This is a genomic window from Providencia vermicola (assembly GCF_020381325.1).
GTDB classification, from domain to species: Bacteria; Pseudomonadota; Gammaproteobacteria; order Enterobacterales; family Enterobacteriaceae; genus Providencia; species Providencia vermicola.
In genome coordinates this window covers 1-15,688 of the sequence record NZ_JAGSPI010000001.1, presented here as the reverse complement: position 1 = coordinate 15,688, position 15,688 = coordinate 1, and the positions used below count along the sequence as shown (strand labels likewise).

Here is a 15,688-nt window from a genome sequence, read left to right as displayed (position 1 = left end):
CCTTCATTTCATTCAGATAACTAATTACTGTAATGCTGGTGTTACTGTATTAGGCGTCTCTTGCCCAAAACCTTTCAGACCAACAACATGCACATGCTCATTATTACCAAATACTTTACGAACCAGCTTATAGGTGGTGCCTTTTTCAGGACTGATATTTTCAGGTGCGGCAATGATTAACTGCATCTCTAATCTGTCACACAGCTCAAATAGCGTGGCAATCGACTTAGCATCCAACCGAGCCGCTTCATCCAAGAACAGCAAGCGACAAGGAATAATATCTTTTGCTCGTAAGCGACGCGATTCCTCTTCCCAGCTTTGAACAACCATCACTAGGATAGACATCCCTGTACCGATTGCTTCACCTGTCGATAATGCGCCACTTTCAGCTTTTAACCAACCATCTGAGCCACGATTAACCTCTACATCTAACTCTAAATAGTTACGATAATCTAACAGCTCTTCCCCGATAGTTTGTGGTAAACGCTGCCCAACATCCACTTGTGGATTCAAACGCTGATACAGTTTTGCCATGGCTTCAGAGAACGTTAAACGTTGACTAGTAAATAAGTCTTGATGCATTTCGCTTTCTTCCGATAGCACACTCAATAACAGTGCATGGCTTTCGCGAATATTGACGTTTAGACGTACCCCTTTAACCTGACCAAATGCCACAGCTTGTAACCCTTGGTTAAGCATACGGATGCGGTTTTGCTCACGTTGGATTGTTTTACGGATAATATTTGCCACACTTTTCGAGCTAATGGCCAGTTTTTGCTCACGTGCTGTTAATTCTTCCGTTAAACGTGCAAGCTCAATTTCCATTTGTTCAATCGCATCAATCGGGTCATCAGTACGAATGATATCTTGGCGAATACGCTCACGTAGGTGCTGATAAACGGCAATAAAGAACTGAATTTTACGTTCCGGGTGTTTTGGGTCTTCCGATAGACGTAAAACATCACGTAAATGCTCGTTATCTGACACTGCTAGACGTAGGGCCCCTAGCGCCTTATCCGACATTGAACGCAGGCTGTCACCGTCGGTGTATGCAAGTTCACGACGGTGTAAGCGGCGTTCAACACCGTTATCTTTCACCAAACGCATCACTGCACACCAACCCGCTTTCGCCGAAACGACTTGCTCACGCAGCTGGTAATAATCTTTTTCGAGTTTGCGTAGACGTTTTTGTAAGTTATCCATTTCAGCTTCACATAGTGTTAGCTGCTTTTCTAACTGATTAATACGACTACGATTTTCCATTACTCGTTGATGTAATTCATCGCGACGAATCCGTGCCCGTTCTTGCGCATCTGGGTCGGCTTTAACACCGATTTCCTGCATTTCAGCTTCTAGCTCTTTCAGCATTTCTTGCTTCGTTTCAAAAGAGCTACGTAATGAAGCAAAAACTTGGTGATATTGAGCAGATTGAGCTTGGTGCTGACGTAATTGCTCACGAGCACGTGTACGTTCTGTTTCCGCTTGTTCTAAACGTTGGCGTAATTTTTCGTTTAAGTCGGCATTTTCATTGACCATACCTGTCGAGTCACTGTAACTAAAGTGAGCACGGCGCTGGACAACTTCAACCACAGCAAAAGCTTGCTGTTTCGCATTTTGCTGTGTGTGTTTTGCAGTATCATAATCTTTGCGCAGTTGGTCGTGCTGCTCAGGGTCGCTGAGCAATACCGTCACAATAGGCTCTAATTTTTCTAACGCATGTCCATGTTTATTCAGGAAGTGTGCCGCTTCTTCTGCTTCAATCAGCTCTTCGCTAATTTCTTCCGCTCTATCCGCCAAGGTTTCATCGAGCAGCAACCCCATTTGAGGTAACAGGCGATTCAAAGAGGCTAAGCTTTCTTTACCTTGGGTAAACTGCTGACGTTGCTGCGAAGTTTGTTCTTCAAATTGGCTTAATGCACGTTCAAGTTCAGTACGCTTTTGATTTAATGTCCGAATTTCAGCTTCAGGATCATTTTCAAACGCCACTGAAATATGCTGGCCAATGAAGCGACTAAATGCTTGGTGTGCACGCTGAATTTTTTGCACATCAAAAGAGAGTGTCGCATAACGCTCTGCGAGTTCATCACGTTCTGCTGTGAGCGACTCTAAATGACTTTCACGCGCTGCACGACCAAACAGTGGCAATTCAGGGTAACGCGAATAACGCCATTGACGCTCAGATGAACGTACTAAAACGGCATTTTCAAACTCTTGTGCATCAAAAACGCTATCATCGAAAGAAGACGGGTCTCCCTCGATGAAATACACATCATCTGGGCAATCTTGCAGTGAATCCAGCTGGCTACGAACCACATCAAGGTCTTGTACCACGATACCGTGGCGAGCTGGGCCGTATAGCGCTGAGAAATAAGCGGCATCTTCAATGGTAATATCATCATAGATTTCAGATAGTAAAACACCATTGAAACGCTCTGCTAGCGCTAACATGCGGCTGTCTTCTGCACCACTTGGCTGGCTTAAACGCTCAATTTGTTTTTCAAGATCGCGGCGCTGGGCTGCAACTTCATCACGCTCAACAGTAATTTCGCGCTCTTGTTCGAGCAATTGCTGCATAAACTCAGTAACAGCGGTACTTGAATCGAATGTCTCGTTCGATTGTTCGTTCAGTTGTGTTAACGCTTCTCGAGCGACAATCCACGCAGGAGCCTTCGCTGAGAGCTGAGCAATACGCTGACGAATTTGTTCAAGCTCTTGGCGCATTTGCATGCGTCGTTCACCACTTTCATTTACACCAACACTTAATTCTTCTTGCTGAGCTTCAAGCTCTGCCATTAAGGCATCGAGCTCATCAGGCTCATAGCTCTGTCCTTGGCGTTTACAAAACTCAGCGAGTAACCTTTCTGCATTTTGCTGGCTACTTAAACGCTGTTGTAATTCAGAGAGTTGCATACGTAAAGGTTGAACACGCTCAGCCAAATGTTGCTGGGATGACCAATCACGCAATAGTGCACGCGCTTGTTGATAAGCATCACTGCGGCTCACCTCACCCACCATGTTCTTAACGAGTTGATAGGCTTGCTCAAATTGGCTGTGTGCAGCATCAGCTACACTCATTTTTTGTTCAAGTGCCAGCAAAGCTTCTGTAGCTTGCTGTTCCCGGGCCTCAAACGTGTCTAACCATTCATCTGCATTATCGATGGTTAATTCAGGTAATTGACACAGGTCACGTGCACGGTTCAGCGCATGCAGCGCTTGTTGATATTGAATGGCGCGGGTTTGCTGTACATCAAGTGCTTGCTGATAATCAGCTAGCTGATTTTTTAATTCATCAACCTCAACTTCCGCCGCTTCAGCACGTGCTTCAAATTCTTCTTGTGATTCTGTTGCTTGTGCAACAACTTCACTTTGTTCTTCAAGGCGATATGTCAGCTCTTCGATATCAGCTTGATAACGGTCAATTTTTTCTTGCTGGCGAAGGGCTGCTTGTACTAAGTTTAAGTGGTCACTTGCTGCTTGGTAGTCCGCCTCTAACTCTGTTGACGAGCCATTTTGCTCATTTAATTCACGCGCCATTTCAACACTGCGAACTTGCTCAACACGAAGTTGTTTACGGCTAGCATAGAGCTCATTACGTGCCGCCAATGCCGCATCAAGATGAATGCGTCGTTCATTTGAGTGACGCATATAATCCGCAGAAACATAGTCTGTGGCTTGGCTAATCAGATGTTTGAATAGATCACGGTCTGATTGAGTAACGCGGATAGCTTCAAGGGTTAAACGGTTTTCCCGTAGTGCGGCCTCCATGTCTTGGAACGCTTTACGGACTCCGCTGTTTTCTGGTAATAAATAGTCACGTAATGAACGCGTGATCGCACTTGAAATCCCGCCATACAGCGAGGCTTCAATAAGACGGTAGTATTTACTACGATCCCCTGCTGAACGCAGTCGTTTAGGTAATACACCTAATTCAAACAGAATCGAGTGGTAATCAGTTATCGAGTTGAATTGCTTGAATAAAATGCCATCTTGCTCTTCAAGTCTTTCTTTTAACTCATTTAATGGAATAACCTTGGCCTGACGCCCATCAATCACTTCCGTTAAAATTTCAGTCGGTACAGTGGCAAGTGGTACACCTTGCACCATAAATGGCTTAATATCGACTTTTTTATCACGCCCAGCAACTTGCTGTAAGCGCACTCCGACCATGACACGCTGGTGTTTCGAATTCAGCACATCCAAGATGGCATAACAGACACCTGGACGTAATTTACCGTGTAAGCCTTTATCACGGGAACCCGATGTCGCCCCCGCTTCTGTGGTATTACGAAAATGCAACAAGGTTAAATCAGGGATCATGGCAGTAATAAACGCCGCCATAGTTGTCGATTTACCTGCACCATTCCCCCCTGAGAGTGTGGTCACCAGCTCATCAAGGTCAAAAGTACGAGCAAAAAAACCGTTCCAGTTCACCAGCGTCAGTGAGCGAAATTTTCCGCGTTCAATCATTATTCTTCATCCTCATCACTTTCTGCTGGGTCTTGGCTATCTTCGACTTCGTCGTCATCACTGTCTTTGAGTGATAATTCGCCGTCTAAGGAAATAGCTTCACCATCACGGATCATACGTAATTGGGCATCTTGCGGATTATCCCCACTGCGCACATCAGCACCAAAACGGAAAACCGATTCGCTAATAATGAATTTACTCGAATCATTTTGCAAAAAATGCACCATGCCTAAACGGCGTAAACGGTTTAGTGAGGTTCTTAGTTTTTCCTGCAATTTTTGTTTATCAAGGTCAGACCCTGTCGAGCGCTGATTAACAAATTTCAATAATTTGCTTTCATCTGCCAGCGATAGCAGCTCCTCAAATAACTCTTGAGAGGTAAAAATACCTTGGTTACTTAAGCGCTCTGGGCTCAAATAGAGGTAACAAAGAATTTTCCCAACCATCATATCCAACTCAGACAACACGGAGCGTGGGATTAATGTGGTTGAGCGAGGACGCAGATAGAAAAAGCCTTCTGGCGCACGGATTAACTCAACGTTATAACGTGCATAAAATTGCTCTAACGCTTCCTGAAAATCCATCAAAAATGCGTGGTTATCAAGGTCATCAACGCTAATGTGACGACCTGAACGCAATTGGCTGTCTAGCTCTGGAAAAATAGGGTTAGCTAATGCTTGAGCCAGCTTAACTGGCATAAATTGTTCAATATTTGTCGATGACATGTGCCTGTACCTTGGCTCCGTGATCATTAATAGCTTGCCATTCTGCCGGTAATCCCGCCAAATCAGCCTCTGCGATACCTAATCTTACAGCTTGATCAATAATAATTCGCGCTACATCAAAATGACGTTTTTGCGGATACTGCTGCAAGTAATCATGTAATACACGACCAACATCTAATGGACGCTGCTCTGTTTTATAGAACGCGAGTTCTGCTTCCATTAGTTCTGCAAGCCTATCATTTAATTCGCTAAATTCTTCAAATTCCAGTTCTGGTGGTAACTCACCTGTGACTTCTTCATCATGCAAGGCAAGTTCTTCGTCTCGCATGTCGAATAATCGGTCAGCATTGGTGTAAGTGAGCGCCCAAGGGCTGTCGAGATAATGTTGAACAGATTGACGTAACCGCTGAGAAAATATGCGATTTTTATCCATATCAATCGCAGTACGGATAAATTTATGAACATGACGATCATAGCCAATCCAAAGATCAATGGATTGTTGCCCCCAGCTCACAATACGGTCTAATTTGTTTTGTAAATCAAAAACTAACCTATCAACCATATCTGAAAATGTAGGCGCATTCATGTTTGCTTCTTGAATGCGTAGCAGGTTAGCTTGTAGTTTATCCCCAGCGGCCTCTAACGTATCTTGCAATTCTCGCAGAGTTCCTGAGGTTTCCGACAGTAATTGTTCGCAGTTGGCAATCGCCGCTTGCCAGTCTTGATTTAGCAGCGCTGCAATATCTTCTTTTACTGAGTTTTGTTGCTCATCCATTATTCGCTGAGATAAATCAATGCTATCAAAGATTTCAGCTACAGAATATTTTAGCGGAGCAAAAACATAACGATGCCAATAAAATTCATCACCGCCCTCTTCGGCAGCTTCTGCCGCACGTTGCAATTCACCTGCAACGATAGAAAGCTGCATCGAAAGCCGTAACGTTGAAAATTCACGTTGGCGAATATAGTAATCACTAATACCAATGCCTAATGGGGTCAAACGATAAATTGCATTACCTTCGATAATATCACTCGCAAAGCGGTTAAATATTTTCTGGCGCACCATATCATTGATGGCATTATTTGCGCGTACCGCTAGGGACTCCGTCGTTTGTTCAAATCCTTTGCAAACCTCGCGGAAGGCATCGACCAATTCCACTTCACTCATCTCACCATTCACCCGCTCACTATTCAGTACAGCAACGGCAAGTAAAAATGCTAAACGTTCAGCGGGAAGTGAAATTGCAAAATCATTTTTTCGTGCCCAAGACACGAGCTCAGGGACGGTCTGGGAAAAATCACTCATAAATCGTCCTTTTGTATTTGTTTGCGTGCCATGACATGAATGTAGCGCCCCATGCTGATATACGGTTCTTCACGGCAATATTGTTGTTCAAGTGCCAACAACGCAGGAAAATCTTTTTGCTGTAACTGCCGACTTTGCAAATAATCATGGAAAACCCGGACACCGCTTTTCCCTAAGATATCCATCTTACACTCTACTAACCATTCATCAACTTGTTGAGGAAATAGCGGTTTTTGCGGTGACAACGAACGTTTACGGCGACGTTGTATATGCGGCGTTGCAAGATGAAAATTACCTAAAATTGCATTACGCATGACCAAGCCATTTGCATTATAGAACATGACAGAAAATACGCCTTCTGGTCTGATTATATCTGCCAGTTGTTCAATTGCATATTTTTGATCGCTAATCCACTCAAGAACCGCGTGAAAAAGCACGAGGTCAACAGGTTCATCAATATGCTGTGCGATGTCTTGTACTGCACAATGGACAAACTGCATGTTGCCCATAACTCCCTCTTCTTGAGCGAATTCACGAGCACGCTCCAACATCTCTTCGGATAAATCGCAAAGTATGATTTGATGACCCAATGCCGCTAATTTGCGCGAAAAATGACCTTCCCCACCACCCGCATCGAGAATTCGTAATACTTTTCCCTTAAACTGAGACTCTAATAGTTGAGTTAAGTCTTGCCAAACCACCGCTTCGCGTATTTTTCCTTTGGTCGTTCCGTAGATATTTTTTGCAAATTTATCGACAATATCATCAAAGTTGCGGTCTGCCATGTGCTATCCAGTTACCTATCATTCATCATTTACAGCATATTTATGGGTCAATTTGTCGCAAAAACATCCAAAAATCGTCAGTTTCATCCAGATCTTGATGAAAATTTATCTAATCATGAATATTATCACTGAGTATTGTGCTTAACACACAAGATGTTGGCGACAGCTGAAACGTAAATTATAACAGATAATAGTTATATTTTTGCATAGTAGTTTATTTTGCTCAGCGAATTTCATTTTGGCATTATTCACGTTAATTTTCGTTGTCTTATGTAGCAAATTTGCCAAACTCATACCGAATATTGGCAGTCGTTCGTCCCCTAAATATAGGCTTGATTATGTTATTTTTCTTAAAGAAGTACATTGGCTCACTTTTGATGCCATTGCCATTATTGCTCATCATTGGGGCTATCGGCCTGCTTTTACTGTGGTTTACTCGCTGGCAAAAATGGGGGAAAAGCTTAACAACTGTGAGCTTAGTGTTAATCGCGCTACTTGGTTTACAACCTATTTCAGATAGCTTGCTCGCCCCGATTGAGGGTAAATACAATAAACGCTATGAATTAATCACAGAAAACCCACCAAATGATATCAAATACATCGTAGTCTTAGGCGGTGGTTTTACCTATAACCCTGATTGGAGCCCAAGCGCCAATTTATTAAATAACAGCCTGCCAAGAGTCACCGAAGGCGTGCGTTTATACCTTAAACACCCTGGAAGTAAACTGATATTCACAGGTGGAAAAGCCAACAGCACGATGAGCAGTGCCGAGGTTGCAGCTAACGTTGCACAGTCATTGGGTGTTCCTGAGTCAGATACAATCCCACTCACTGAACCCAAAGATACACAAGAAGAGGCTTACGAGGTTGAGAAAATCATTGGTAAAGCGCCATTTTTACTCGTGACATCTGCTAACCATCTGCCAAGGGCTATTACAATGTTCACCGATAGAGGTATGCAGCCTTATCCAGCCCCTGCAAATCAATTAGCCATTAGCAGTGGTATTAATCCATGGGAAAAATATATTCCTTCGGCCTATTACTTCAGCCATAGCGAGCGAGCTTGGTACGAATTTATTGGCACGATTTGGTGGCATATAAAGCCTGACAATACTCAAGCCTTGGAAGAATCGCTCAGCACACCTGAGTTAGTTGTTTCCGAATAAAAACAAAAAGGCGTAACTCATTAAGGTTACGCCTTTTTTATCGCCTCATGCCATTGGTAAAAGCGAATAAATACCTATGATAAGAATTGTTTTCTCACCAACTCTAGGTCTTCTGGTGTATCAACACCTGCTCCTGGCGTCACTTTTGCAACGTCCACATGGATTTTTTCGCCATACCAAAGCACTCTAAGTTGCTCAAGCATTTCGATTTTCTCTAGTGGGCTCGCTTCCCAATGAATATAACGGCGAATAAAGCCTGCACGATATGCATAGATACCAATATGGCGTAAGAAAAAATCACCTATCGAGTCATGACTTTTCGCAAAATTGTCTCTATCCCAAGGGATCGTTGCACGGGAAAAGTACAATGCATACCCTTCATGATCTGTCACTACTTTCACAGCATTTGGGTTGAAAGCTTCATGTGCATCATGAATTGGAACAGCTAGTGTGCCCATATTCGCTTTACTGCCTTGAAGGTTATGAGCAACTTGGCTAATAATTTCAGGCGGAATTAAAGGCTCATCACCCTGTACATTCACAATGATTTCATCATCAGAAAAACCGTACGTATCAATAACCTCTGCCAATCTTTCCGTACCTGATTGGTGATCAGGGTTAGTCATACACGCTTCGCCCCCCGCAGCAATCACTGCATTCGCCACCTCTTGGTGGTCTGTGGCGACAATCACTCGGTTAGCACCTGATTTAATGGCTTGCTCCATCACTCGAACAACCATCGGTTTACCATGAATATCAGCTAACGGCTTACCAGGCAAACGAGTTGATGCATAACGAGCAGGAATAATAACCGTAAACATGGCGATTATTGTCCTTCATCTAATGAGACTTGGCGCGCTTCGTTTTCAAGTAAAACGGGGATGCCATCACGAATAGGATAGGCCAGATGATCAAACTTACAGATAAGTTCGAGGTGTTCTTTGTTGTAACTTAATTTGCCATGGCAAACAGGGCAGGCAATGATTTCAAGTAAACGGTGATCCATGTTTTCTCCCGAATGGATTTAACTCACTTAGAGTCAGGATATCACATGCAGATATCACCGTTAACTTTAATCTTTCTGATTAAGATCGCCTGCAAAGATGAGAGGATGAAAGCAGGAGAAATTGTGCTGTTTTTATTTAGTAAGCAATAACGTCAGCAGCCGTTATGCCATCGGAACTACGAGTTAAGGAAAACTCAACGTTTTGACCTTCAAACAATGATTTAATTTTTTTATTAGCAATTGATTTTGTTGTCACAAATACATCATCTCCACCATTAAAAGGTGAAATAAAACCGTAACCTTCTTTTGCGTCAAACCATTTAACTCGACCCATATGTAATTGAAAATTCATATTAAAACTCCTTTTGTTCTAAGAACAATACCTTTTTATTTTTGTATCATTACTCTTTCTTGCTTCCCATTTATATATTGCCGATCTATTAATACATTAAAGAGTAATTAAACTTTTACCAATTCATGCACTAAAATTATTGTGCATCTTTTATAACGCCCGTAAATGTAGATTTCAGGCACCACGCATCTACTGTGAAGTTAACAGTCTATTTTGACATTATGATGACAAAACTAAGTAACAACGATTTAACAGCGTTGATGTGCGAGGATATGAAGACTAACTAAAGAACGGAGCGTGAAATTAAGCTAGTATAAAATCCAATTATTACTGTATTGCATCTAGATACATAATAATTAGACCTATATCACAGTGGCGATATTATTATCATAGTGAAGTGTTAGTGGCAAGCATTTTTGTTATTTGTGATAAGTTTTTTTATTTCACTTAGGATTTTTTGCTCACCATTGGATGATAATTGCGCTTTTACAGGTAAAAACCACCAATTTGGCTGTGCAAATGAGCGGCATTTAACGGCATCTTTTTCAGTCATCAGTAAGCTTTGGGTAGGTTTAGCAAGAGCAGCAAGTTGCTTTTGCTCATAATCTTGGTGGTCAGCAAAAGCGTGGGTATTCATCAACGTAAGCCCTTTATGTTCTAAAGAAGCAAAAAAACGAGGTGGGTGCCCAATTCCAGCCATTGCAACGACTGATTGAAGCTGGGTAACAGGCTGATTTTCTGAAGTCACAATATTAACCGCAGTGTCACCTTCTAGGGTCATCAATACTTCACTCCCCTCAGGTTGCCCACCATTGACAATTAATGCATTCACGCTATTTAAACGCCCCGCTCGTTCTCTCATGGGCCCTGCAGGTAACCACCACCCATTACCGAAACGACGCTGACCATCAATCACAACAATTTCGTAATCACGTTGCAATGCATAATGCTGCAAACCATCATCAGTGATGACAACATCCAATTCGTGCATTGCCAGCAGTGCTTTGACTGCATCACTACGTCTAGGGGCTACAGCTACGGGGGCTTTAGTACGATGGTAAATTAGAACAGGCTCATCACCAGCAGCTGTTGTTGGCGTATTTTCATCAAGAACAAGTGGGTATCTCTCTGCTTTTCCACCATAACCGCGAGACACCACCCCCACTCGATAGCCTTCTTTTACCAGCGACTCAACCAACCAGATAACCACTGGCGTTTTGCCATTACCTCCAGCGGTGAGGTTTCCCACCACCACCACAGGTATTGGTGCTTTCCAAGAGCGACTTAGTCCGACTTTATAAGCTGCATAACGTACTATTGTTATCAATCCATAAAGAAAAGATAACGGCAACAGTAATACATACAACCATGATTTGCCGGACCAAATACGTTCTATCATTGTTTAAATTGAATACTATGTAATTGAGAATAAGCCCCATTTTGCGCTAGCAACGATGTATGTGTTCCACGCTCAATGATATGACCATCTTGTACAACCAAAATTTCATCTGCATTTTCGATTGTTGATAACCGGTGCGCTATTACCAATGATGTTCTATTTTTCTGTAACTCATCAAGTGCAGCTTGGATTGCACGTTCTGATTCAGTATCAAGTGCTGATGTCGCCTCATCAAGGATCAAAATTGGTGCATCACGTAATAAAGCACGTGCAATAGCAATACGCTGACGTTGTCCACCTGAAAGCATGACACCATTTTCACCAATGACTGTATCTAACCCTTTATCAAGCTTAGCAATAAAGTCCATGGCATAAGCCATTTCCGCCGCTTTTTCAATTTGTTCACGGCTATAACTACCATCAGTCGCATAAGCAATATTATTCGCTATCGTATCGTTAAAAAGATATACATGTTGCGATACAAGAGCTACTTGGCTACGCAATGATGACAGTGTGTAATCACGAATATCATGGCCATCAATTTGGATAGAACCTTTATCAATGTCATAAAAGCGCGTGATTAGGTTGGCAATTGTCGATTTACCAGAACCTGAACGTCCAACTAACGCAACGGATTTTCCTGCGGGCAAAGTAAAAGAAACATCATCTAATGCAGGATGCTCTTTTGTTGCATAAGTAAAAGTTACATTCTCAAATTTGATATCACCCTTCACATCCTTGAGAACTTTAGTCCCTTCATCTTTTTCTTGATCCGAATCTAAGATAGCAAACAACGTTTGGCAAGCCGCCATTCCACGCTGGAATTGCGCGTTGACGTTCGTTAATGATTTTAACGGGCGCATCAATGCAAACATAGATGAGAAAACAACGGCGATAGTACCAGAGGTGAGTTCATCGCGAATATCAGGAAAACTTGCCGCATACAAAACAAAGGCAAGGGCAAATGAGGCAATCAGCTGCACAATTGGGTCTGAAATTGCCGATGCGGTCACCATCTTCATATTTTGGCGGCGCATATTATTACTAACTTTATAAAAACGCTCAGTTTCAACTTTTTGACCACCAAAGATTAAAACTTCTTTGTGCCCTTTTAGCATTTGTTCCGCACTTGCAGTGACATGCCCCATGCCTGTTTGCATATTTTTACTGATCTTACGAAAACGCTTAGAAACAATTCGGATAGTAATGGACACGATAGGCGCGATAACAATCAAAATAAGTGATAATTGCCAGCTATAGTAAAACATCATCGTAAATAAGCCGATGATATAAGCACTCTCACGGATAATTGTAATTAATGCACCTGAAGATGAAGACGCAACTTGTTCTGAATCATAGGTAATTCGAGATAAAAGCGTTCCCGTGGATTGTTGGTCGAAAAAACTCACTGGCATTCCCATCATATGGCCAAAAAGTTTACGGCGCATATTCATCACAACTTTACCTGCAACCCAAGAAACACAATAAGTTGAGACGAAACTAGAACCACCACGGACAACCATTAAACCTAATACGGCGAGTGGAAGCCATTTTAATACATCGTTATCGGCTTTATCGAAACCTTCATCTAATAAAGGTTTTAATAACGAAATCATAAACGCATCGCCAGCAGCGTTTATAATAAGAGCAATTGCTGCAACAATTAAGCCCGCTTTAAAAGGCGCAATAATCGGCCATAAGCGGCGAAAAGTTTGTTTTGTCGAAAGGTCTTTATCATTCATACTTTTAATTACCAGACTTAATGTAAGCGCACTATTCTACTCGGGAAACAGCGGTAAGCCAAACCACAGATGATACCAACGCGGAGAAATTTCATCACGGTAGCTACGAATATTGACCTTTTCTTTGTTAAACCATAATGTTAACTGCCCTTTCTCTGCAGTATTTAACCACTGAATATTATTTTTTTTGTACCTTTGATAAACCTTTTCCGACGGAATTTTCCATGCGCTATACCTTGCCGATGAAACGAGAACCATTTCAGGTTGAACATTTCTTAACAATAAGTTAGTTGATGATGTTTGGCTTCCATGATGAGGCGCAAACAAAATAGAAGAATGGAGGTTATGTTTATAAGTTTCAACTAATTTTTCTTCTCCCTTCTTTTCAATATCTCCAGTCAATAAAATTTTATGGTATCCATCTGTAAACTGTATAACACACGAATCATTATTATGAGAAATAGCGGATAATGTTTCTGGCCACAAAACTTCAAACATCAACTTTCCCCATTGCCATTTTTGTCCTTTGACGCAAGGTAGATTCATCATCTTTTTAAACTTACTCGATTTTTTTTGCTTAGATTTAGCTAAATGAATTCCAAAACTACTTCGTAAATTCAACCACGGATATTCCTTAATTAAGTCACTGCCCCCTCCAGTATGATCCAAATGATTGTGGCTTAAAATAATTCCTATCGGAACTATATTTCTTTGTTTTAAAAAAGGAATTATTTGCCTTTTGGCATTGCTATGCCCTTTCCAAGAGTTTCCAGTATCATATAGGTAAGCTAAATTATTTTGCTCAATGATAACAGCTAAGCCATGCCCAATATCGAGTAATGTCATACTCCAATCATACTCTGGCTTTTTATCATTGCTCCGCTCTATTAAAATCAAAACAACAATGCAGCTAATAAGAGAAAAATACGTTTTATACCACCTAAATAGGCATATTAGCGCTATAGACCAGCAAATAAATAATAGGTAATAGGGGATATGAAAAAGATCTACCCAATAGCGACTAAAGAAAGGTAGCGGAAGCAATCCAAAATCAATAACTCTATCTATAAAGCCCAAAATTAAATTTTGTATTGTTATATTTGGTATTAAAAAAATAATTAATATTGCAGGTACTACTATCCAAGATATCAATGGAACAAACCATAAATTAGCAAGTATACTCATGACATTAATACCACTAAATACGATGACTTGCATTGGTATTAATAAAATTAACAATCCAACCTGTAAATGAACTAAACCTATGACTTTGCCAATCACTTTCGTTTGAATTAGATGTGCAGGTAATGGAAAAACAGTCAACCAATACAAAATAGCTAAAACAGCAAAACTCGATAACCAAAAGCTATCGGATAAAATAGCAAGTGGGTTAAATAGTAAAATGCCTGCAATACTCCAAAGCGCCCACTGCCAAGAAAAGAATAATGATGGACTGTTTCGAATATAAATCCATAAAAGCAGTGAAAACAATGCCCTAGTCGCTGGAATTGCAAAGCCAGAGATCCATGCATACAAAAATGCTAATACTAATCCCAATACAATAGGGAAAACCTGATTCATAAAACGAATGGGAAGCACATATTGTATGCCTCTAGCTATAAGAATTCCTAAATAGTAAGCCAGCCCAATATGCAAGCCTGAAATCGCCATTAAATGAGTTAAACCAGTCTGCTGTAATAAATACGAGTGTTTTTCAGACAATAATGTTCTTTCTCCAAACATTAATCCATAAATAATCCCTACATTTCTTAAGGCATTAATTGGCTCTATAAATTTATTGATTATTTTTTGCCTTATGGAGCATTCAGGATTCAATACCGTATTTTCTTTACTCTTTAGTGTACCAACAACCCGTTGCGCTAACTGATGCCGTTGTTGATCGAAACTACTTTCATTCAAAGAGTTATGTAAAGGCTTTAGTTTGCTATTAATTCTCCATGATTGCCCTGCACATATAATTTTTTTACTTTTCCATATTGCATAAAGCGGTGGGTAAATTATTTTATTATTAACCTTATCAATTTTAACTTTTATTTTTTGTTCTTTATTTTTAGTTGATAAACTGGTGACTGTTATGTCCAGATAATGATATCTTTCAGATAAAAAATTTATATTATTCTTTATATTATTACCATGCCAGTTTCCCCATAGAAAAAAAACCATTACTAACAAAACGAATTTTAAGGTTTTATTCATGAAACGTATAAATAATAAAATAACAGAAGAAAATAAAATAAAAATTGAATTATCAACATTTAAAATATTAGGTATAAATAACAAGGGTAATATTCCACCGATAACAGCGAATGATACCAATGTTAAGGATAATTTTGATCCTTTATATTTCAACATCCTATTATTATTTTGAACATTTTTCATTGTGATTTTATTTTTATCTATTTTTCAACCTTGTACCTAACTTACCCTTTACTAGTTTAACTTTTAATTTATAAATACAGTGTTAGAACGCATTTCCCAAAAACATTTAGTAAAGAGTATTAATTACAAAATTTTTGCGAAGCGCTTCGCAGTCATATGTAGTTAAATACTGTTTTTGTTTTCATTCGATTATTTTCGCTTATTCTAAAAATAGTGTTGGTGTTGGTGTTGGTGTTGGTGTTGGTGTTGGTGTTGGTGTTGGTGTTGGTGTTGGTGTTGGTGTTGGTGTTGGTGTTGGTGTTGGTGTTGGTGTTGGTGTTGGTGTTGGTGTTGGTGTTGG

At 40.7% G+C, this 15,688-nt stretch carries 11 protein-coding genes; 1 reads left to right on the top strand and 10 read right to left on the bottom strand.

What is annotated here, in order from left to right; genetic code table 11:
- Positions 1 to 24: 24 nt before the first annotated feature.
- From mukB to cmoM, 4 genes are read right to left on the bottom strand one after another with little or no spacing between them, the layout of a single operon-like run.
- Positions 25 to 4,467: a chromosome partition protein MukB gene (mukB, locus tag KDJ85_RS00055; protein ID WP_225817829.1), complete on the bottom strand. Its 4,443-nt coding sequence runs from the start codon at positions 4,465 to 4,467 to the stop codon at positions 25 to 27.
- Positions 4,467 to 5,192 carry a chromosome partition protein MukE gene (gene mukE / locus KDJ85_RS00050; protein WP_047756751.1) on the bottom strand — a complete coding sequence of 242 codons (726 nt, stop codon included), beginning with the start codon at positions 5,190 to 5,192 and terminating at the stop codon, positions 4,467 to 4,469. Before mukE ends, mukB begins: the two co-directional genes overlap by 1 nt.
- Positions 5,173 to 6,498, bottom strand: a complete 1,326-nt coding sequence (mukF, locus tag KDJ85_RS00045) for a chromosome partition protein MukF (protein ID WP_225817827.1) — start codon at positions 6,496 to 6,498, stop codon at positions 5,173 to 5,175. The genes mukE and mukF overlap by 20 nt, the downstream gene beginning before the upstream one ends.
- A complete protein-coding gene (gene cmoM, locus KDJ85_RS00040) occupies positions 6,495 to 7,283 on the bottom strand; it encodes a tRNA uridine 5-oxyacetic acid(34) methyltransferase CmoM (RefSeq protein WP_225817825.1) in 789 nt (262 codons plus the stop codon). The genes mukF and cmoM overlap by 4 nt, the downstream gene beginning before the upstream one ends.
- Positions 7,284 to 7,621: 338 nt before the next feature.
- Here cmoM and elyC point away from each other — a divergent pair, with 338 nt between their 5' ends.
- A complete protein-coding gene (elyC, locus tag KDJ85_RS00035; protein ID WP_225817823.1) occupies positions 7,622 to 8,449 on the top strand; it encodes an envelope biogenesis factor ElyC in 828 nt (275 codons plus the stop codon).
- 74 nt (positions 8,450 to 8,523) lie between these two features.
- Here the strand turns inward: elyC and kdsB are convergent, their stop codons facing one another.
- The 6 genes from kdsB to KDJ85_RS00005 form a co-directional block, all read right to left on the bottom strand.
- Positions 8,524 to 9,270 carry a 3-deoxy-manno-octulosonate cytidylyltransferase gene (gene kdsB / locus KDJ85_RS00030; protein ID WP_225817821.1) on the bottom strand — a complete coding sequence of 249 codons (747 nt, stop codon included), beginning with the start codon at positions 9,268 to 9,270 and terminating at the stop codon, positions 8,524 to 8,526.
- A gap of 5 nt (positions 9,271 to 9,275) precedes the next feature.
- The gene (locus KDJ85_RS00025; protein ID WP_206086646.1) at positions 9,276 to 9,455 is read right to left on the bottom strand and encodes a Trm112 family protein; all 180 of its coding nucleotides are present in this window, start codon (positions 9,453 to 9,455) and stop codon (positions 9,276 to 9,278) included.
- A 136-nt stretch (positions 9,456 to 9,591) separates the two neighbouring features.
- Positions 9,592 to 9,807, bottom strand: coding sequence for a cold-shock protein (locus KDJ85_RS00020; protein ID WP_206086645.1), 216 nt, complete (start codon positions 9,805 to 9,807; stop codon positions 9,592 to 9,594).
- 400 nt (positions 9,808 to 10,207) lie between these two features.
- Positions 10,208 to 11,206: a tetraacyldisaccharide 4'-kinase gene (gene lpxK, locus KDJ85_RS00015; RefSeq protein ID WP_225817819.1), complete on the bottom strand. Its 999-nt coding sequence runs from the start codon at positions 11,204 to 11,206 to the stop codon at positions 10,208 to 10,210.
- Positions 11,203 to 12,948 carry a lipid A ABC transporter ATP-binding protein/permease MsbA gene (msbA, locus tag KDJ85_RS00010; protein ID WP_225817817.1) on the bottom strand — a complete coding sequence of 582 codons (1,746 nt, stop codon included), beginning with the start codon at positions 12,946 to 12,948 and terminating at the stop codon, positions 11,203 to 11,205. Before msbA ends, lpxK begins: the two co-directional genes overlap by 4 nt.
- 36 nt (positions 12,949 to 12,984) lie before the next feature.
- On the bottom strand, positions 12,985 to 15,348 hold the full coding sequence (locus tag KDJ85_RS00005; protein ID WP_225817816.1) for a DNA internalization-related competence protein ComEC/Rec2: 2,364 nt from the start codon (positions 15,346 to 15,348) through the stop codon (positions 12,985 to 12,987).
- Positions 15,349 to 15,688 lie beyond the last annotated feature (340 nt).